This is a genomic window from Pseudomonas rustica, assembly GCF_018336155.1.
Lineage (GTDB): Bacteria > Pseudomonadota > Gammaproteobacteria > Pseudomonadales > Pseudomonadaceae > Aquipseudomonas > Aquipseudomonas rustica.
Genome location: NZ_JAGYHF010000011.1, coordinates 138,390 through 157,113, shown reverse-complemented (window position 1 = coordinate 157,113; position 18,724 = coordinate 138,390). Strand labels below are relative to the sequence as shown.

Genomic DNA, 18,724 nt, shown 5'->3' with positions numbered 1-18,724 from the left:
TCTTCAACCTTAGCTTGAGGGCAGCGCGACCCAGCGCCGCCCGTGACGTTATTCGTGGCTATGCCTTACCAACGATCGATTTCCAGATACTAAAACGCCGCTCGATTGAGCGGCGTTCAAGTTTATCGCAACGGATCAGTCACGCACGTAAATGATTTCCGGACCGTCTTCGTCATCTACATCTTCTTCGTCCCAATCATCGTCGCCGATGTCGTGAACCGACTTCACGCCGCTGCGGCGCAGGGCACGCTTGTCGTCCAGCGCCTGCAACTGGGCGCGAGCTTCGTCTTCGATGCGTTGATCGAGGTCTGCCAACTCTTCCTTGTAAGCCGGATCAGCAGCAAGGCGATCGGCACGATCTTCCATGTAACGCATGATGTCGTGGCACAGACGCTCGGTACCGATCTTGGCGATAGCCGAAATCACGTAAACCGGGCCAGTCCATTCCAGACGATCAACGATCTCCTTGACGCGCTCTTCGTGCTCTTCTTCAAGGATCTGGTCGCACTTGTTCAGCACCAGCCAGCGATCACGCTCGGCCAGGGACGGGCTGAACTTGATCAGCTCGTTGACGATCACTTCTGCCGCGTCCGGAGCGCTGGCGTCATCCAGCGGCGCCATGTCGACGAGGTGCAGCAGCAGACGCGTACGCGCCAGGTGCTTGAGGAAGCGAATACCCAGACCGGCACCGTCAGAAGCGCCTTCGATCAGACCCGGAATGTCCGCAACGACGAAGCTCTTCCAGCGATCGACGCTGACCACACCGAGGTTTGGCACCAGCGTGGTGAACGGGTAGTCGGCGACTTTCGGCTTGGCCGCCGATACCGAACGGATAAAAGTACTTTTACCGGCGTTCGGCAAGCCCAGCAGGCCAACGTCGGCCAGTACTTTCATTTCCAGTTTCAGGTCGCGCTGCTCACCCGGCTTACCCGGCGTGGTTTGACGCGGCGCACGGTTGGTACTGGATTTGAAACGGGTGTTGCCCAGACCGTGCCAGCCGCCCTGCACAACCATCAACTTCTGACCAGCCTTGGTCAGGTCGCCGATAACTTCCTGAGTGGCGGAGTCGATCACTGTGGTGCCGACTGGCACACGCAGGATCAGGTCTTCGCCCTTCTTGCCGGTACAGTCAGTGCTGCCACCGTTGGAACCGCGCTCGGCATCGAAGTGCCGGGTGTAACGGTAGTCGACCAGGGTGTTGAGGTTTTCGTCAGCCATCATGTAGATGGAACCGCCGTCACCGCCATCACCACCGTTCGGGCCACCGTTTTCGATGAATTTTTCCCGACGGAAACTCATGGCACCGTTGCCACCGTCACCGGCCTTTACGCGAATCGATACTTCATCAACAAACTTCATAACCAACGCCTCTCGCCGTACGGACGAGCCGAAAAACAATCAAGACATAAGACTCTTGCAAAAATGAGCGCAGCGACCCCAAAACACGACCTGCATCGCACGCCGACAGCCCATACAAACAGTTTTGCAAGAGACTCACCCCACAAACGAAAAAGCCCCGTCGCGAGACAGGGCTTTTCCAGCGATTGCGCAATTAAGCTGCGACAACGCTCACGTAACGGCGGTTGAACGCGCCCTTTACTTCAAACTTGATCACGCCTTCGATTTTCGCGAAGAGGGTGTGATCTTTACCCATGCCAACGCCGTAGCCAGCGTGGAATTGGGTGCCGCGCTGACGCACGATGATGTTGCCCGGAATGATTTTCTGGCCGCCATACATCTTAACGCCAAGGCGTTTGGCTTCTGAGTCGCGACCGTTACGGGTACTACCACCAGCTTTTTTGTGTGCCATGAGTCAATTCTCCTAGTGAGGAATTAGGCTGAAATTAAGCCTGAATACCGGTGATTTTGATCTCGGTGTACCACTGGCGGTGGCCCATACGCTTCATGTGGTGCTTACGACGACGGAACTTGATGATGCGGACTTTATCGTGACGACCTTGGGAGATCACTTCAGCCACAACGGTAGCGCCAGCAACAACTGGAGCGCCGATGTTCACGTCATCGCCATTGGCGACCAACAGAACGCGATCAAAAGTAACGGATTCGCCGGTAGCGATTTCCAGTTTTTCGATCTTCAGGTATTCACCTGGGGCGACTTTGTATTGCTTGCCACCAGTAACAATTACTGCGTACGACATGGTATTTCTCCGATAATCCTGCTCACCCAGCTCTTTATAAGAAGAGGTATTGGCTGGCATGGCTGCATAAGGCTGGAAGGCCTGATTGCAATTGCGTAAGGCAGGTGCTGCCCAGGAAGTTCAGGGTGCGCGATTGTACGCAAGCTGTTGAAGTGTTGCAAGAGGCCGTCCATCGCGCCTTGACAGGTCCGGGTGGGGGTCCTAGCATGCCGCGCAACCCTTCTGGAGCAACTGTCTCTGATGCAACCCCAAGCTTTCTACCGCGCGGTGGCGGACGATTTTAGCGCCGTCGACGGCATCATCAAGAAGCAGCTGACTTCCCGAGTACCGCTGGTATCGAAAATCGGCGATTACATCACCTCGGCCGGCGGTAAACGCCTGCGTCCTTTATTAGTGTTGCTGTGTGGCAAGGCATTGGGTCGCGAAGGCGACGACATGCGTCTGCTCGCCGCCACCATCGAATTCCTGCACACCGCGACCCTGCTGCATGACGACGTTGTCGACATGTCCGGCATGCGCCGTGGCCGCTCGACCGCCAACGCCATGTGGGGCAACGCTCCGAGCGTGCTGGTCGGCGACTTCCTGTACTCGCGCTCGTTCGAAATGATGGTCGAACTGGGTTCGATGCCGGTGATGAAGATCCTGTCCCAGGCCACGCGCATCATCGCTGAAGGCGAAGTGTTGCAACTGTCCAAGGTTCGCGACGCCAGCACTACCGAAGAAACCTACATGGAAGTCATCCGCGGCAAAACCGCGATGCTTTTCGAGGCTTCGACCCACAGCGCTGCGGCGCTGGCCGGTGCCACAGCTGAGCAGAGCGAAGCCCTGCGCACTTTCGGCGATCACCTCGGTGTGGCGTTCCAACTGGTCGACGACCTGCTCGACTACAAGGGCGACGCGGAAACTCTTGGCAAGAACGTCGGTGACGATCTGGCCGAAGGCAAGCCAACCCTGCCGCTGATCTACACCATGCGCGAAGGCACGCCGGAACAGGCTGCACTGGTGCGTCAGGCGATTCAGAAAGGCGGGATCGAAGACCTGGAAAGCATCCGCATTGCCGTGGAAGCCTCCGGTTCGCTGGAGTACACCGCGCAACTGGCCCGCGATTATGTGGCCCGTGCGATCAAGTGCCTCGAAGCGCTGCCAGCAAGCGAGTATCGCGATGCACTGGTTGAACTGAGTGAGTTTGCGGTCGCCCGCACGCACTGATATCGCTGTAGCAAGATCAAAAGATCGCAGCCTTCGGCAGCTCCTACAGGGGTTGTCGGGGCTGCGATTTTTGCTTTTGACTGCCTGAACAGCTAAAACCCTATACAATGTGCGACTTTTAGCGATCCCTCCCAAGGAGCCTTAGTGAGCACGTTGCCACCCTGCCCGAAATGCAATTCCGAATACACCTACGAAGACGGTACCCAACTGGTGTGCCCGGAGTGCGCCCACGAGTGGTCCGCCAGTGGTGAAGCCGAAGTGGCCGCCGATGACACCGTGAAGAAAGATTCGGTCGGCAACGTCCTGCAGGACGGCGACACCATCACTGTGATCAAGGATCTGAAGGTCAAGGGCACCTCGCTGGTGGTCAAGGTCGGCACCAAGGTCAAGAACATCCGCCTGTGCGATGGCGACCACGACATCGACTGCAAGATCGACGGCATCGGCCCGATGAAACTCAAATCAGAGTTCGTCAGAAAAGTCTGATTGCGCTGTCATCCATCCCGCGCCAGCCGTGGGATGGAGCTTCACCCTCCCCCGCCGTACCTCAATAAATCCACGCAATAGCCAAACGCCAGCCGTTTTGACCTTACGCAATCTTTACCCGGAAAAAATCAGAATCCGCCAATAGGCGCTTGCTATTTCGATAATAAGAATTATTCTCATCAAACACCTTCAATGGAGATGAGAACCATGACTTATTTGATCGACGCCTGGCTGGATCGCCCACACCCTTACCTCAGGATCCTCCACCGGGAAACCGGCGAGGTCTGTGCGGTGCTTGAAGAGGAAGCCTTGCATGAGCTGCAGGATCAAGGGGATCTGGATGTCAGCAGCCTGAGTTCCAGCGAGCCGATGGTGCTCAAGGAACTGGTGCGCAATCTGTTCCTGTTCTGCTACGCCCGGGCGTTGCGCCCGACCCATGAACTGCATCACAAGATCGAAATATGAAACACGACACAAACCCTGTAGGAGCAGAGCTTGCTCGCGAAAGCGGTCTTTCATTCAACATTGATGTCGATTGACCGGACGCCTTCGCGGGCAAGCCTTGCTCCTACAAGGTCACGGGATTACAGAACGTCCAGCAGCTCGACGTCGAATACCAGAACGCTGTGCGGCGGGATGCTGCCAACGCCTTGCGCGCCGTAAGCCAGTTCGCTCGGCACGTACAGACGCCATTTGCTGCCGGCATTCATCAGTTGCAGGGCTTCGGTCCAGCCGGCGATCACGCCGCCAACCGGGAATTCTGCTGGCTGGCCGCGCTCGTAGGAGCTGTCGAACACAGTGCCGTCGATCAGCGTGCCATGGTAGTGAGTACGCACCTGGTCTTCACGGGTTGGCTTGGCGCCTTCGCCCTGAGTCAGCACTTCGAATTGCAGGCCGGAAGCCAGAGTGGTGATGCCGTCACGCTTGGCGTTTTCAGCCAGGAATGCCAGACCTTCGCCAGCAGCGGCTTCAGCTTTGGCAGCCGCTTCGGCTTGCATGATTTCGCGGATAACCTTGAAGCTGGCGGACATTTCTTCCTGACCAACACGGCTTTCCTTACCGGCGAAAGCGTCGGTCAGACCGGCCAGGATCGCGTCCAGGCTAACGCCCGGTGGCGGGTTGTCGCGCAGCTGGTCACCTAGCTGACGGCCGATACCGTAGCTGACGCGGGTTTCGTCGGTGGACAGATTTACTTCGGACATGACACTGCTCCGCTGTGCGGACGGCCACAAGACTTGCCGTGCGTGCACAGCGCGTCCCGGCGCGCCCGGAACCAAAAGGGCGAGCAGACTAGCACAGATGCTTCGGCGATGGGACGCAGCGCCTACAGGGCGGAACGCCAGGCCAGCGGTACCTTCAGACTTTCCTCGCCACTGGCGCCCAGGCCACACATTTCATCATGTACCGAGGTGTGTACGAGGTTGAACGGCAGCACCGGAAAGGCATGCAGCAAATCTCGCGCATGCTCCACCGAACGCAGCGTCAGCATGTTGCCCTTGGGATCACTCAAAGGATACGCCGCGCCATGCATGCGCGCTTCGAGCAGATAAATCCCGCCCTCCATGGAGATCAGATTCAGCTCATCGACCTTCCTGGCAATGGCAAACGCATTCAACTCTTGCAGGTTCATGTGCGCACCTCTCGCGGTGGCGAATCAGGACGTCTACAGGGATATGCCCGCGCGCCCGAAAGCACAAGCCACAAACGACACCGCCCGTCTGTTTCGCAACAGACGGGCGGTGTTTTGCAGCGTTCAACAAACGATCAGTGCTTGGTGAGCTTGTCCAGGTAACCCATGGCGAAGGCCGAGATCACGAAGGTCATGTGAATGATCACGTACCACATCAGGTGCTCGGGATCGACGTTCTTGGCGTCCATGAAGATGCGCAGCAAGTGGATCGAAGAGATCGCCACGATCGACGCCGCGACTTTCATCTTCAGCGAAGACGAGTCCATGGTGCCCAGCCAGCTGAGCTTCTCCTTGCCCTCGTCGATGTCCAGTTGCGAGACGAAGTTCTCGTACCCGGAAATCATCACCATCACCAACAGGCCGCCGACCAGCGCCATGTCGATCAGCGACAGCAGTACCAGAATCAGATCCGACTCGGCCATCGCAAACACGTTGGGCAGGATATGGACGATTTCCTGGAAGAATTTCAGTGCCAACGCGAGCAGACCGAGGGACAAGCCGATGTAGATCGGCGCCAGCAGCCAGCGCGTGGCGTACATTGCGTTTTCGATAAAGCGTTCCATTGAATCTCACACTGGGGGCTGGAAATGGCGGCGAGTATACCAGCCCGCCATGACCGCCAGAAACCGTCCTGAATCCGCCGTTTGCGCACGTATGACAAAGAATTTCTGCTAGTGTCCAAACCTATGAAAGCCCAGTGACGTTGGACAGGATGCGTGGAAATGGATGTGCGATTGCCGATAACAACTGCCGGAATTTGCTTCGCGCTGCTGATGAGCGGTTGCTCGCCCGGCGATGAGAAGCACGCGACAAGCCTTGAAGAGAAAACCGCCAAGTTCGAACAGTCACTGGACACCATCACCGATCCGAAACTCAAGGACGCCGTCAGCGAACTCGGCGGCTCATTGCTGTTACTCCAGCGCGCAAAACAGAAACTCGACAGCAACCCGGCGAAAACCGAATACGGCGAAGACGCCCTCGGCGTGCTCAAGCACTACCCGACCCCGCAGGCATTGGTCGACACCTTTATCAATGGCCTGTTTGTGCTGCACAAGGATTCCAGCTCCGACTACCTCACCGACCTGCAACCGGTGTTCCCTTTCAACCTCAATATTCCCGGCGGCTTCCTTTTCCCTCACGGCGTCGAATGGCAGTCGGTCACGCTGAGTAACAAACGCGTCATTGGCTACCAGCCGGAATGGTCGGAAACCGATCCCGGCATTCAGCTCAGCCCGTCCAGCTCCAACGTCACCAACCCCGATGACCTGACCGTGACCTACCCGTTCATCGACGGTCTGAACGTCGACAAGAAGAGCCTGCCGCAACCGGTCAGCCTGCAAGGCAAGCTCGAAGTCATCGCGCCGCGTCGCCTGTACAGCTTCGACCTGACGCAGAAAGACGTTGGCCAGACCCGCACCAACGACAACCTCAGCGTGAAACTGCTGAAGCTTGAAAAGAATTCCGCCGAAGTCGAATTCAGTAACAGTCAGCCATTGGCCCCGGAAGTGGCTGAGGCGCAGCTCAATCCGATGATCGTTCAGGCCCGCGATGCCAGCGGTCAATACCTGGTGCGTGCCGGCTCGATCAACGAAAGCCCGGAGCAAGTGGCGTTCTACGAAAAACAACTGACGAACCTGCAACAGCAGAAAGCCTGGAGCGATGCGCTGGACAAGCAGCTCACTGCCGAGCAACAGGCGTTCGAGGAAAAACATCCAAAGCGCTACAACAAGGTCTACTTCAACGGCCCGATCGAAACCCTGGAAGTCAGTGTGCTGGATTTCTCTTCGGTGACCGTATCGCGTAAAGCGCTGGACTTGCCGATCCGCGCCTTCAAACAGCACACCACGGAAAAAGCCATTCAGCCGCTGGATCTGCCGGTGACGGTTTACGACGATCAGACGGTGAGCTGGCTCAAGGGCGCGAGCCTGACCGAAGAGCAATTGAAGGCCGGTGTGCGCATCCATCAATCCGTCGAAGAACCGAGCGCCGCACGCATCGAGTTCTCCCACCGCCGCACGTTCAACGATGAATTGCTCGGTGACGATTTCAACCCCGGCGAAAGCCCGGTGACGTTCTTTACCGAGAAGCACAACGGCAAACTCGACGAGCCGATCGAACTGCCGCCCGAGGCGTACCAGGTCGATCCGTTGCGCGCGACGATTACTTACGATTTGAATCTGTTCCCGGAAACCCCGGCGATTGCCGTCGGTTCGATGCCGCTGTTTTTGGCGACCGTGGCCAAGCAGGCCTACGACGAAAAATCGTTGCCCAAAGGGCTGGAGATCAAGAACAACACGCTGCTGGTGGATCTGAAATTGTTTCCGGCCAACGAATATCGCTACTTCGTCAAAGACGACAGCGGTAATTATTTGAAGGAAATTCTTTCGGTCAGTCACGACGCCAGTGCAGAGGGCCCGGCGTTAGTTGGCGTGCATTATTTTTATGGTCGCCCGACTCACGTGGAAACCTATCAGCGCACCGACCTCGCCACCGTGCAATATGGTTTTGAGGTCAAACTCGACAAGGCGCAGACGTCCGACGCGGCGCCTTGAGGAACAGGATCAAAAGATCGCAGCCTGCGGCAGCTCCTACAGGGCGCGGCTGCGGCCTCCGTTGATCTGGCGCAGCTGGGCTTGCAGGTGCAGGCTCCAGATTTGCGGATCGTCGGCCAGTTCGTAGCCGTGCAGCGTCAGGCTCTCAACGATGGTGTCGAGAATCGACTCGGCCGCGATCGGCCCGTGAAACGGTCCCTGGGCTTTGATGGCGGAAGGTTGTTCGCCGGCCATACCGGCGGCGAAGAGTAGCGTCCACATGCCGTTATCGCCGGCCAACGGCTTGATGGCGCATTCGATGCGGGTCACGAGACCCAGGCATTGACGGGTGAGGCAGAGGTTGCGCGACATGGCGGCGACCCTCGGTGAAGCCGGTATTCAGCCCCCACGGGAGGACTGGCTCGATCCAGTGATACTGTCGATATCCTTGAGCTGAGAATAGAAGAAAAGTCCGCTGCGCAAGCCAGATAGAACCAGCAGGCGCCGAATGGTCATTGTGTGAAGTTTGACGTCAGAGTAGTGGCGAATTTTGATGTCATTACACAAAACAAATGTGGGAGCGAGCCTGCTCGCGAATGCGGAGTTTCAGGCAACTTATTCGTCGTCTGATACACCGCTTTCGCGAGCAGGCTCGCTCCCACAGTTTTGACCGCGTTTGACCTTAGGCCGGTTTTGCTTCGGCTAACGCCTCTTGGGCCAGTTCCTTTTCCGCTTCCTTGAGGTCTTCTTCGCTGATCATTTCAGCGATGTCGCGCAAGCGCTCGACCACCCGTGCATTGATGCTGCCTTCCGGAAATTCGCCGTCGGCATTCGGCTCACCGGCCGGTTCGCCGACCAGCAGGCTCAACGCCTCGTCGGCCTGACGCACCGCGTAAACGTGGAACTGCCCGGCACGCACCGCCGCCAGCACTTTCTCATCGAGCATCAACGTTGCCACGTTGGCCTGCGGAATGATCGCGCCCTGCTCGCCCGTCAGCCCGCGTGCTTCGCAGAGACGGAAGAAGCCTTCGATCTTCTCGTTGACCCCACCGACCGCCTGCACTTCACCGAACTGGTTGATCGAGCCGGTGATCGCGAAGCACTGCTTGAGCGGGGTTTTCGACAGCGCCGAAATCAGCGTGCACGCCTCGCCCAGCGATGCACTGTCGCCATCGACGTAACCGTAGGATTGCTCCAGCGCGATGCTCGCAGAAATCGCCAGCGGGAATTCCTGCGCGTAACGGCTGCCCAGATACCCGGTGAGGATCATCACGCCTTTGGAGTGAATCGGCTGGCCAAGGTTAACCTCGCGCTCGATGTCGACGATGCCACTGCCGCCCGGGTACACCGTGGCGGAAATCCGCGCCGGCACACCGAACGCCGAGTCGCCGACTTCGAGCACGGTCAGCCCGTTGCACTTGCCGACTGCTGCGCCATCGGTGTCGATGAGGATGATCCCGGCGAGCATGTCGTCGAGAATCCGCGCCGACACGCGACCAGTGCGCGTGGCTTTGGCTTTCAGCGCACGCTCGATGTGGCCGGCATCGGTCATTTCATCGCCAGCCAGATGGCGGATGAAATCCGCTTCGCTGACCAACTGGAACAGATCGCCGATACGCGCCGACAAACGCCCTTGGTGCTCGGCCAGCCGTGCGCTGTACGTCGCCAGACGCGCCACCGCGTCGGCGGTCAGCGGCGCCATGCCTTCTTCCGAGGTGCGGGTTTTCAGCAGCTGGGCAAATTGCTCCAGGCTCTCGTCGACCATCGGGATGTCTTCGTCGAAGTCGACCAGAACGCGGAACATCTCCTGGAAGTCCGGATCGAGGTCTTGCAGCGTGTAGTACAGCGACCGCGCACCGATGATGATGACTTTGACCTGCAACGGAATGTGCTGCGGGTTGAGCGTGACCGTGGCGAAACGGCCCATCTCGCCCAGCGGCGATTCCATTTTCAGCTTGCGCGATTGCAGGGCGCGCTTGAGCGCATCCCACACGAACGGCTCGCTGAGCATTTTTTCCGCTTCAAGAATCAGGAAACCGCCGTTGGCACGGTGCAAGGCACCCGGGCGCAACTGACGATAAGTAGTGTAGAGCGCGCCCTGATCGGTGGTGTATTCGATACGACCGAAGAGGTTTTCGTAAGTCGGGTGCGGTTCGAATACCACCGGCGCACCGCCGCTGACTGGGTGACCGACGACCAGACTCGGCGCGTATTGCTCTTCGAGCAGCTTGCGCGCCACGGCGTCGGTCTTGCTGTCGTCGACCAGTTGCTCGACCACGGTTTTCAGCAGGTACACCTGCATCGCTTGCAGGTAACCGCAGACCGCAGCGTTCTCGGCGTACTTCTCCGACAGCGGCGACAGCAACGGCTGCAGCGCCAACGTGATGGTTTCTTCGTTGAGCGAACGCAGCTGATTGTTCGACTCGCGCTTCCATTGCGGCAGGCTGGCGAGTTCTTCGTTCAGGCGTTCTTCAAGCCCGGAAATATCATCGTGAAAACGCTCGCGATCAGCTTCTGGCAATTGGGCGAATTCGGCTTCGTCCAGCGCCTTGCCGTCGAGCATCGGCGTGAAGGCGATGTTGCTGCTGTCGCGATAGAGGGCGACGTCTTTTTCCAGGGCCAGGCGCTCGATGATGTCGAGGGCCTTGTCGTAGCGCTGGTTGAAGGCGCGGTCGATGGCGCTTTTCTTTTGCTGGTAGGACGGGTGCTCGAAGACGGCCGGAAACGTTGCCAGCAGGTTGTCGATCAAACCGTTGATGTCACCGATGAACGAAGCGGCGGTGCCGGATGGCAACTCCAGTGCGCGGGGTTCGCGCGGCTCATCGAAATTGTTCACGTAGACCCAGTCCGCCGGGGTCTGCAGGCGTTTGCCTTCGGCCTTCAGATAGCGTTTGACGAACGAGAAACGGCCAGTGCCGGGCTCGCCCATGACAAACACGTTGTAACCGGGGCGTGGCATGGCCACACCGAACTGCAAGGCTTCGACCGCGCGTTCCTGGCCGAGCACACCGCGAAAGGGCTCCAGATCATTGGTGGTAGTGAAGCTGAACTGTTCAGCGGAAAACGGACGGGTCAGCGCTTCGGGCGCAAGACGCAAGCTGGCAGCAACAGGATCAGGCATCGGGCTTCCTTAACAATCAGGCGGGGCAGATAGCCGCATTCTGGCGCTGCCCGTGCCCCACTGGCAAGGCGCGCCATGTGACAAAGCATAGACAACCGGATCTCTGCGCACCGGCTCCCCTGAAACCGGGGTTATTACCGAATCTTTTGTAAAAAATCACGGAACCGCAGGAACGTGCCTAAACTCCAAACTGCGCGGCTGGAACTAATACCGGCCCACTGGCTTCGTTTGGGTCTGTCTTGTACAGCGCTTGGGGGCCAGAACCCTGTCCATTGGTATGCACACAAAGAGAACAAAGCTATGAAACGGATTCTTCTCGGTACTCTCTTCACCGCTGTATCCATCAACGCAATGGCGCAAGCTCCAGGCGGCCCGGATTGCGGTTGGGGCAACATGCTGTTTGAAGGTCAGCGTGGCACCCCTGCTCACTTCCTCGCTTCCACCACTAACGGCACTTCCGGTAACGCTACGTTTGGTATGACTTCCGGCACCAACGGTTGCTCGACCAATGCGTCGCTGACCTACGGCGGCAAATCCTGGTTTGCCATGAATGGCATGATGAACGAGCTGTCCGAAGACATGGCCAAAGGCAACGGCGAAGCGCTGACGACTTATGCCGTGGTACTGGGCGTGGCGCCGGAAGATCGTGCGCACTTCGCTGCTGTGACTCACGAGCACTTCCAGCAGATCTTCAGCAAAGCTGACGTGACCGCTGAAGACGTGCATACCAACACCCTGGCCGTACTGAAATCGGATCCTCGTCTGGCCAAGTACGCAACGCAGGCTTAAGCTCGACCCCTGCCCGCTTCCTTCGGGGAGCGGGTTTTATTTTTTATGCAGTGATTCCACCGTGACGCTGAACCTGTGGTGAGGGGATTTATCCCCGATCGGCTGCGCAGCAGTCGTGAACCTGTGCATGCGGTATAACTGGTGCATTGGGGATATAGGTTTTGGGGCCGCTTCGCTGCCCAACGGGGATAAATCCCCTCGCCACAAGGGTGGAGTGTTAACCCCCGATTCGGGTTTTATTTTCTTTCGACTTAAGTTGCCACTTATGCTCAAACGCCTTGCCTGGCTGGCGCTCTGTGTCTGCGCCCCGCTGTCCGCCGCGCCCCATGTCGACCCTCAACGTTTGCAGCAACTGGCCAACGACCGCTTCTGGATTTCCCTCGGTCATTACGAAACCGCCAAACTCGGCGGCTGGCGCAGCTATGTCAGCGACAAGAAATTCTTTCTCGCGCCTGATGGCAATGAACATCCCGATCACGAATTGGCGGCGACCGTGCAAGCGTTGTACGCCCCGGCCAGTCTCGGTGAAAAGCACGCGCAGTGCATTTACCCGGCGCGCACGCGCTGGCTGAAAGCGCAACTCAATCTGAAAGATCTGCCGGCACCTGATTGCGCCGAGTACAAAAAATGGATGAAGGACGTCTCGCCGCACAGCGCGGTGATGATCTTCCCGGCGGCGTATTTGAACAGTCCGTCATCGATGTTCGGCCACACCTTGCTGCGCATCGACCAAGCTGACGTGCAGGCCGACAAGACCTCGCTGCTCAGCTACGCGATCAACTTCGGCGCCTATATCGAGGGTTCCGACAACAGCATCCTCTACGCCTGGAAAGGTTTGATGGGCGGTTATCCGGGCCTGTTCGCGCTGGTGCCGTATCAGGAAAAACTCTCCGAATACCGCAGCCTGGAAAACCGTGATCTGTGGGAATACCGACTCAATCTGACGCAAGAAGAAACCGCACGCATGGTCGAACATGTGTGGGAGTTGAAGCAGATCCAGTTCGACTATTTCTTCTTCGATGAAAACTGCTCGTACCGCTTGCTGGAGCTGCTGCAAGTGGCTCGCCCAAGTCTGCGCCTGACCGAGCAATTCCCGCTGACCGCAATTCCGACCGACACCGTGAAAGCGGTGAAAGAAGCAGGGCTGGTGGAAAGTATTGAATATCGTCCGTCCCGTGAGCGCGAGTTGCTGAGCCGCGCCGAGCCGTTGACGGGTGAAGAACAGGATTGGGTGCTGAAAGTCAGCGCCGATCAACAAGTGCTGCAAGAGCCGACCTTCAAAGCCCTGCCCCGCGATCGTCAGGCACTGATCATCGACGCGGCGTATCGCCTCGAACGCTACCGCGCCAACGGCCAGGAACGTGATCCGCAACGGGCGCAGCGCAGTTTCGAACTGCTGCGAGCGATCAATAAAAACCCGGCACCCGATCTGCAGATTCCGCAACCGGGCTTGCCGGAAGACGGCCACGAATCGCGCACCTGGCAGGCCGGTCTCGGCACCCGTGGCGACCGTGCGTTCGGTGAGTACGGTTTGCGTATGGCTTATCACGATCTCAACGACAACGCCGAAAGCTTCCCGCTCGGCGCGCAGATTGAAATCCTGCAAATGAAGCTGCGTCAGTACGAGGGCAATCACTGGCAGTTCCAGCAACTGGATCTGGCGACGATTCGCTCGCTGACGCCGCGTAATGAGTTGTTGCAGCCATTGTCGTGGCAAGTCACCGGTGGTCTTGAGCGCGTGCCGGGCAAGCATGATGACGAAACGCTGGTCAGCCATGTGAATGGTGGCGGCGGCGGCACGTGGGCGCTGGGTGATGATGTGTTGGGGTTTGCACTGGGCACCGTGCGGGTTGAGCACAACAATGACTTTGCTGAATTTGTTTCGCCGGCCGGTGGTTTCAATACCGGCGTGCTGTGGCGCAATCCTCTGGGAAATATGAGCCTGGAGGCCAAGGGTGATTACTTCACCAATGGCGAAGTGCGGCGCAGTTTGAGCCTGAATCAGCAGTGGGAACTGTCGCGCAATCTTGGTTTGCGCTTGAGTGCGCAGCGCGAGTTCAGCCACATCGCCACGCCGGAAACGGAAGTCATGCTCGAAGTGAAGTGGTATCACTATTAAAAGATCGCAGCCTTCGGCAGCTCCTACATTTGCAATGTGCTTCACCTGTAGGAGCTGCCGCAGGCTGCGATCTTTTGATCTTTCTTTCACACCCCACTAATGAATCTGCTTCTAGACTCTCCTTATAAGCCGGACAACCGGCTCAGGAGAGTGCGATGTGGCGGTGTGCGGGTTTGCTGGGGGTTTTGCTGTTCGTGAGCGGTTGCCAGACCACCCACGATGATTTGATCGCCAAAGGCTACCCACCGGCCTTTGCCGACGGTTTCGATGACGGTTGCGTCAGTGGTCGCCAGGCTGCCGGTTCGATCAGCGGCGAATTCCGCAAAAACGTCCCGCGCTATCTCAAAGACAAGCAATACGCCGAAGGCTGGACTGACGGCTTCCGCCAATGTCAGGCGATGCTCGAAAACAAGGATCGCGACGAGTACCGTAATGAGCATTGGGACGAACGCGAGCGCGCCTGGCAGCAGCAAAAAGATCAGGACGCCGCGCGGGCTTACCGCTCGCCCTAGGTCGCTCCCAGACATCCAGTGAAACCAAATGCCTGCGAGCATGGCCCAAACCTCATACGAGGAGGAATCCATGAGCCGTGCTTTCGTCAACGAAGACAACGCCGCCGCACAAGCCGATCAACCGGTTGAACGGCAGGTCAGTGACCAGCCCAATTACGTCACGTCACAAGGCTTGGCGCAGTTGCAGGCAAAAGTCGCCGAACTGCAAAGTCTGCATGCCGAACAATCAGCCAAGGGTGAGCAAGCCGATAAGCAACGGCTGGCCGACCTGCAAAGGGATTTGCGTTATTTCAATCAGCGCTTGAGCAGTGCGCAAGTGGCTGTGCCGGCAACGTCCAGAGACAAAGTGCAGATCGGCAGTTGGGTCACCTACGCGGATGAGCACGACACAGAACGCCGCGTGCAATTGGTCGGTGAAGATCAGGCCGATGCCGCGAAGGGCCTGATCAATTGGGGTTCACCGCTGGGCCGGGCGCTGCTCGGTGCCCGGCTGAACGACGAGGTGCTGTGGCAGCGCCCCGCCGGCGATCAAGTGATCGAAGTGATCCGCATCGAACCGGCTTAAACCACGCCCTGCGCCAGCATCGCGTCGGCGACTTTGACGAAACCGGCGATGTTCGCGCCTTTGACGTAATTGATCCGACCGTTCTCTTCGCCGTAGTGCACGCAGGCGTGGTGGATCGATTGCATGATGTTGTGCAGCTTGCTGTCCACTTCACCCGCCGTCCACAGCAGACGCATGGCGTTCTGCGACATCTCCAGACCACTCACCGCGACACCGCCGGCATTGGACGCCTTGCCCGGCGCGAAGAGAATGCCGGCCTCGATAAAGATATCCACAGCCTCCAGCGTGGTCGGCATGTTCGCGCCCTCAGCGACGCACACGCAGCCATTGCGCAGCAGCGTACGCGCGGCTTCGGCGTCGAGTTCGTTCTGCGTGGCGCACGGCAATGCGATATCGCATGGCAGCGACCACGGCAATTGACCGGCGCGGAATTCCAGACCGAACGCTGAGGCCAATTCGCTGATGCGTCCGCGTTTGACGTTCTTCAGCTGCAGCAACGCCGACCACTGTTCTTCGCTCAGGCCCGCCTCGCAATACAGCGTGCCTTCGGAGTCGGACAGCGAAATCACCTTGCCGCCCAGATCCATCACTTTGCGCGCGGCGTATTGCGCGACGTTGCCGGAACCGGAGATCGCCACGCGTTTGCCTTCCACGGTTTGCTCGCGACGTTTGAGCATTTCTTCCGCGAAGTACACACAACCGAAACCGGTGGCTTCCGGACGAATCAGGCTGCCGCCGTAGGTCATGCCTTTGCCGGTCAGCACGCTAGTGAACTGGTTGCTCAGGCGTTTGTACTGGCCGAAGAGGAAACCGATCTCGCGCGCCCCGACACCGATGTCACCGGCCGGCACGTCAACGTCGGCGCCGATGTGACGATACAACTCGCTCATGAACGCCTGGCAGAAACGCATGACTTCGGCGTCGCTCTTGCCCTTCGGATCGAAATCCGAACCGCCCTTGCCGCCGCCCATGGGCAACGAGGTCAGGGAGTTTTTGAAGGTCTGTTCGAAGGCGAGGAATTTCAGCACGCCCATGTTCACCGACGGATGGAAACGCAAGCCGCCCTTGTACGGGCCGATGGCGCTGTTCATCTGGATGCGGAAACCGCGATTAACCTGAACCTTGCCCTGATCGTCGACCCACGACACGCGGAACGCCACGGCACGCTCCGGCTCGCAGAGCCGCTCGAGAATCCCCGAAGTCAGGTAGTGCGGATTGGCTTCGAGAAATGGCCACAGGCTGCGCAGGACTTCTTCGACGGCCTGGTGGAATTCGGGCTGATCAGGGTCGCGTTTTTTCAGGCGGGCGAGGAAGGATTCGACGGATTCGATCATGGGAAAAGTCTCGGCAAATTTATTATCGTTGGAAGAGATTGGGCCGGACTGTAACAAACCAATTGCGCACAGGAATAGAGCGAAATGTCGCGGATATGAAATTAAATGGTGCACAGGATATAAATCATGAGGATTTTTTGACCTGTTTTGCACCTGAATGGTGATTTACAAAACAAGCTTTGCACCAACCGGAATACAGCCTTCGCGAGCAAGCTCGCTCCCACATTTGGAATGCGTTCCCCTTGTGGGAGCGGGCTTGCTCGCGAATGCCGCGACTCGATCCATCTGAAAAAACCCGGGCAAAAAAAAACGGAGCCCGAAGGCTCCGCTTTTTATGCAACCAACCCGAATCAGGCCAGTTTCTTGTGACGCACCCGGTGTGGCTGGGCAGCTGCTTCGCCGAGGCGTTTCTTGCGATCCGCTTCGTACTCGGTGTAGTTACCTTCGAAGAAGATCGCTTGCGAGTCGTCTTCGTACGCGAGGATGTGTGTCGCCACGCGGTCAAGGAACCACCGATCGTGAGAGATCACAATTGCAGCGCCCGGGAAGTCCAGCAGGGCTTCTTCCAGGGAACGCAGGGTTTCAACGTCGAGGTCGTTGGACGGTTCGTCGAGCAGCAGGACGTTACCGCCCTCCTTCAGGGTCAGTGCCAGGTGCAGACGACCGCGCTCACCACCGGACAGATCCTTGACGAACTTCTGCTGATCGCCGCCCTTGAAGTTGAAGCGACCGACGTAGGTGCGCGACGGGATCTCGTAGTTGCCGATGCGGATCTGGTCGGAGCCGTCGGAGATCTGCTGGAACACAGTTTTGCTGCCGTCGAGGTCGTCGCGGCTCTGATCGACGCAAGCCAGTTGCACGGTTTCGCCGACTTCGATGCTGCCCGAATCCGGTTGTTCCTTGCCCATCAGCATGCGGAACAGGGTCGACTTACCGGCACCGTTACCGCCGATCACACCGACGATCGCGCCCTTCGGCATCGAGAACGACAGGTTGTCGATCAACACGCGATCGCCGTAGCCCTTGGTGACGTTCTTGAATTCGATGACCTTGTCGCCCAGACGCGGGCCGGCCGGGATGTAGATCTCGTTGGTTTCGCTGCGCTTCTGGAATTCCTGCGATTGCATTTCTTCGAAGCGTTGCAGACGTGCCTTGGATTTCGACTGGCGGGCTTTGGCGCCTTTGCGCACCCACTCCAGTTCTTCCTTCATGGCTTTTTCGTGTGCCGACTGCTGCTTGGATTCAGCGGCCAGACGATCGGACTTGGCTTCAAGCCAACCCGAGTAGTTGCCTTCGTACGGAATGCCCGCGCCGCGGTCGAGTTCCAGAATCCAGCCAGCGACGTTGTCGAGGAAGTAACGGTCGTGCGTGATCGCAACCACGGTGCCCGGGAAATCGTGGAGGAAGTGCTCCAGCCACGCAACGGAATCGGCGTCCAAGTGGTTGGTTGGTTCGTCGAGCAGGAGCATGTCCGGAGCGGACAGCAGCAGGCGGCACAGGGCCACACGACGCTTTTCACCACCGGAGAGGAATTCGACCTTGGCGTCCCACGCCGGCAGACGCAGGGCGTCGGCGGCGACTTCCAGTTGACGATCGAGGTTGTGACCGTCGCTGGCTTGCAGGATCGCTTCGAGCTTGGCCTGTTCAGCCGCCAGTTTGTCGAAGTCGGCATCTTCGTCAGCGTAAGCCGCGTAGACCTCGTCCAGGCGGGCCTGGGCGTTCTTGATCACGCTGACCGCTTCCTCAACCACTTCACGCACGGTCTTGGTGGGGTCAAGTTGCGGCTCTTGCGGCAGATAACCGATGTTCAGTTCCGGCATCGGGCGCGCTTCGCCTTCGAACTCGGTGTCGACGCCAGCCATGATTTTCAGCAGCGTGGACTTACCCGAACCGTTGAGGCCGAGCACGCCGATCTTGGCGCCGGGGAAGAACGACAGCGAAATGTTTTTGAGGATTTCCCGCTTCGGCGGAACAACTTTGCCCAGCCGATGCATGGTGAAGACGTATTGAGCCATGGAGAACCTTGGGTCAGTGACAGATGAATGATTGCAGCGCGGGCGATGCCCGGCCAGACCATGCGCGTCGTTCACTTGATGGTTATCAATGCGTGCGCGCTGAAAAAGTCTGAGTCTAGGAGCTGGAACGCTCCCGCGTAACCGGCAAAGCTACCTGAATGACGGAAGGCAGTCCAGCCGAGCGGGGCTGGCAC

Annotated in this window: 18 protein-coding genes; 8 read left to right on the top strand and 10 right to left on the bottom strand. The window is 58.4% G+C overall.

The annotated features are described in order from the left end of the window. Positions 1–135: 135 nt before the first annotated feature. The 3 genes from cgtA to rplU all read right to left on the bottom strand — a co-directional run bounded on the left by cgtA (position 136) and on the right by rplU (position 2,159). The gene (gene cgtA, locus KFS80_RS21205) at positions 136–1,359 is read right to left on the bottom strand and encodes an Obg family GTPase CgtA (protein WP_053123980.1); all 1,224 of its coding nucleotides are present in this window, start codon (positions 1,357–1,359) and stop codon (positions 136–138) included. A 193-nt stretch (positions 1,360–1,552) separates the two neighbouring features. Continuing rightward, positions 1,553–1,810 carry a 50S ribosomal protein L27 gene (gene rpmA / locus KFS80_RS21200; protein WP_003176049.1) on the bottom strand — a complete coding sequence of 86 codons (258 nt, stop codon included), beginning with the start codon at positions 1,808–1,810 and terminating at the stop codon, positions 1,553–1,555. Positions 1,811–1,844: 34 nt separating this feature from the next. Continuing rightward, positions 1,845–2,159 (bottom strand): 50S ribosomal protein L21, encoded by a 315-nt coding sequence (gene rplU / locus KFS80_RS21195; RefSeq protein ID WP_003176051.1) that lies wholly within the window; start codon positions 2,157–2,159, stop codon positions 1,845–1,847. A 240-nt stretch (positions 2,160–2,399) separates the two neighbouring features. Between rplU and KFS80_RS21190 the strand changes: the two genes are divergently transcribed. From KFS80_RS21190 to KFS80_RS21180, 3 genes are all read left to right on the top strand, one after another. Beyond that, positions 2,400–3,368 (top strand): polyprenyl synthetase family protein, encoded by a 969-nt coding sequence (locus KFS80_RS21190; RefSeq protein ID WP_007909817.1) that lies wholly within the window; start codon positions 2,400–2,402, stop codon positions 3,366–3,368. A 144-nt stretch (positions 3,369–3,512) separates the two neighbouring features. Beyond that, entirely contained in the window at positions 3,513–3,854 is a 342-nt protein-coding gene (locus KFS80_RS21185; protein ID WP_008078556.1) for a zinc ribbon domain-containing protein YjdM, read from the top strand. 207 nt (positions 3,855–4,061) lie between these two features. Beyond that, on the top strand, positions 4,062–4,319 hold the full coding sequence (locus tag KFS80_RS21180) for a PA4570 family protein (protein ID WP_053123985.1): 258 nt from the start codon (positions 4,062–4,064) through the stop codon (positions 4,317–4,319). Between the two features lie 119 nt (positions 4,320–4,438). On the opposite strand, the gene KFS80_RS21175 is transcribed toward KFS80_RS21180, so the two are convergent. From KFS80_RS21175 to KFS80_RS21165, 3 genes are all read right to left on the bottom strand, one after another. After that, positions 4,439–5,056 carry a BamJ family beta-barrel-assembly machinery protein gene (locus KFS80_RS21175; RefSeq protein WP_008078561.1) on the bottom strand — a complete coding sequence of 206 codons (618 nt, stop codon included), beginning with the start codon at positions 5,054–5,056 and terminating at the stop codon, positions 4,439–4,441. Positions 5,057–5,178: 122 nt separating this feature from the next. Beyond that, on the bottom strand, positions 5,179–5,484 hold the full coding sequence (locus KFS80_RS21170; protein WP_053123987.1) for a DUF6482 family protein: 306 nt from the start codon (positions 5,482–5,484) through the stop codon (positions 5,179–5,181). A 134-nt stretch (positions 5,485–5,618) separates the two neighbouring features. Beyond that, a complete protein-coding gene (locus KFS80_RS21165; protein ID WP_053123989.1) occupies positions 5,619–6,107 on the bottom strand; it encodes a TIGR00645 family protein in 489 nt (162 codons plus the stop codon). A gap of 159 nt (positions 6,108–6,266) precedes the next feature. On the opposite strand from KFS80_RS21165, the gene KFS80_RS21160 reads away from it, so the two are divergent. Continuing rightward, positions 6,267–8,096 (top strand): hypothetical protein, encoded by a 1,830-nt coding sequence (locus KFS80_RS21160; RefSeq protein ID WP_159815773.1) that lies wholly within the window; start codon positions 6,267–6,269, stop codon positions 8,094–8,096. A 36-nt stretch (positions 8,097–8,132) separates the two neighbouring features. Here KFS80_RS21160 and KFS80_RS21155 read toward each other — a convergent pair whose 3' ends face one another. Next, positions 8,133–8,447 carry a PA4575 family protein gene (locus tag KFS80_RS21155; RefSeq protein ID WP_053123993.1) on the bottom strand — a complete coding sequence of 105 codons (315 nt, stop codon included), beginning with the start codon at positions 8,445–8,447 and terminating at the stop codon, positions 8,133–8,135. A 310-nt stretch (positions 8,448–8,757) separates the two neighbouring features. Continuing rightward, a complete protein-coding gene (locus KFS80_RS21150; protein WP_053123997.1) occupies positions 8,758–11,196 on the bottom strand; it encodes a Lon protease family protein in 2,439 nt (812 codons plus the stop codon). 300 nt (positions 11,197–11,496) lie between these two features. Between KFS80_RS21150 and KFS80_RS21145 the strand changes: the two genes are divergently transcribed. The 4 genes from KFS80_RS21145 to KFS80_RS21130 all read left to right on the top strand — a co-directional run bounded on the left by KFS80_RS21145 (position 11,497) and on the right by KFS80_RS21130 (position 15,181). Further along, positions 11,497–11,985 carry a DUF3015 domain-containing protein gene (locus KFS80_RS21145; RefSeq protein ID WP_007909797.1) on the top strand — a complete coding sequence of 163 codons (489 nt, stop codon included), beginning with the start codon at positions 11,497–11,499 and terminating at the stop codon, positions 11,983–11,985. A 265-nt stretch (positions 11,986–12,250) separates the two neighbouring features. Next, the gene (locus tag KFS80_RS21140; RefSeq protein ID WP_212545800.1) at positions 12,251–14,104 is read left to right on the top strand and encodes an Lnb N-terminal periplasmic domain-containing protein; all 1,854 of its coding nucleotides are present in this window, start codon (positions 12,251–12,253) and stop codon (positions 14,102–14,104) included. Between the two features lie 155 nt (positions 14,105–14,259). Beyond that, positions 14,260–14,616 (top strand): hypothetical protein, encoded by a 357-nt coding sequence (locus KFS80_RS21135; protein WP_053124000.1) that lies wholly within the window; start codon positions 14,260–14,262, stop codon positions 14,614–14,616. Between the two features lie 70 nt (positions 14,617–14,686). Then, positions 14,687–15,181, top strand: a complete 495-nt coding sequence (locus tag KFS80_RS21130) for a GreA/GreB family elongation factor (protein WP_212545799.1) — start codon at positions 14,687–14,689, stop codon at positions 15,179–15,181. On the opposite strand, the gene gdhA is transcribed toward KFS80_RS21130, so the two are convergent. Both gdhA and ettA read right to left on the bottom strand, forming a co-directional pair. Then, positions 15,178–16,515, bottom strand: a complete 1,338-nt coding sequence (gene gdhA, locus KFS80_RS21125; protein WP_212545798.1) for an NADP-specific glutamate dehydrogenase — start codon at positions 16,513–16,515, stop codon at positions 15,178–15,180. The genes KFS80_RS21130 and gdhA overlap by 4 nt on opposite strands. A gap of 350 nt (positions 16,516–16,865) precedes the next feature. Further along, positions 16,866–18,530 carry an energy-dependent translational throttle protein EttA gene (gene ettA / locus KFS80_RS21120; RefSeq protein ID WP_212545797.1) on the bottom strand — a complete coding sequence of 555 codons (1,665 nt, stop codon included), beginning with the start codon at positions 18,528–18,530 and terminating at the stop codon, positions 16,866–16,868. Positions 18,531–18,724: the final 194 nt, after the last annotated feature.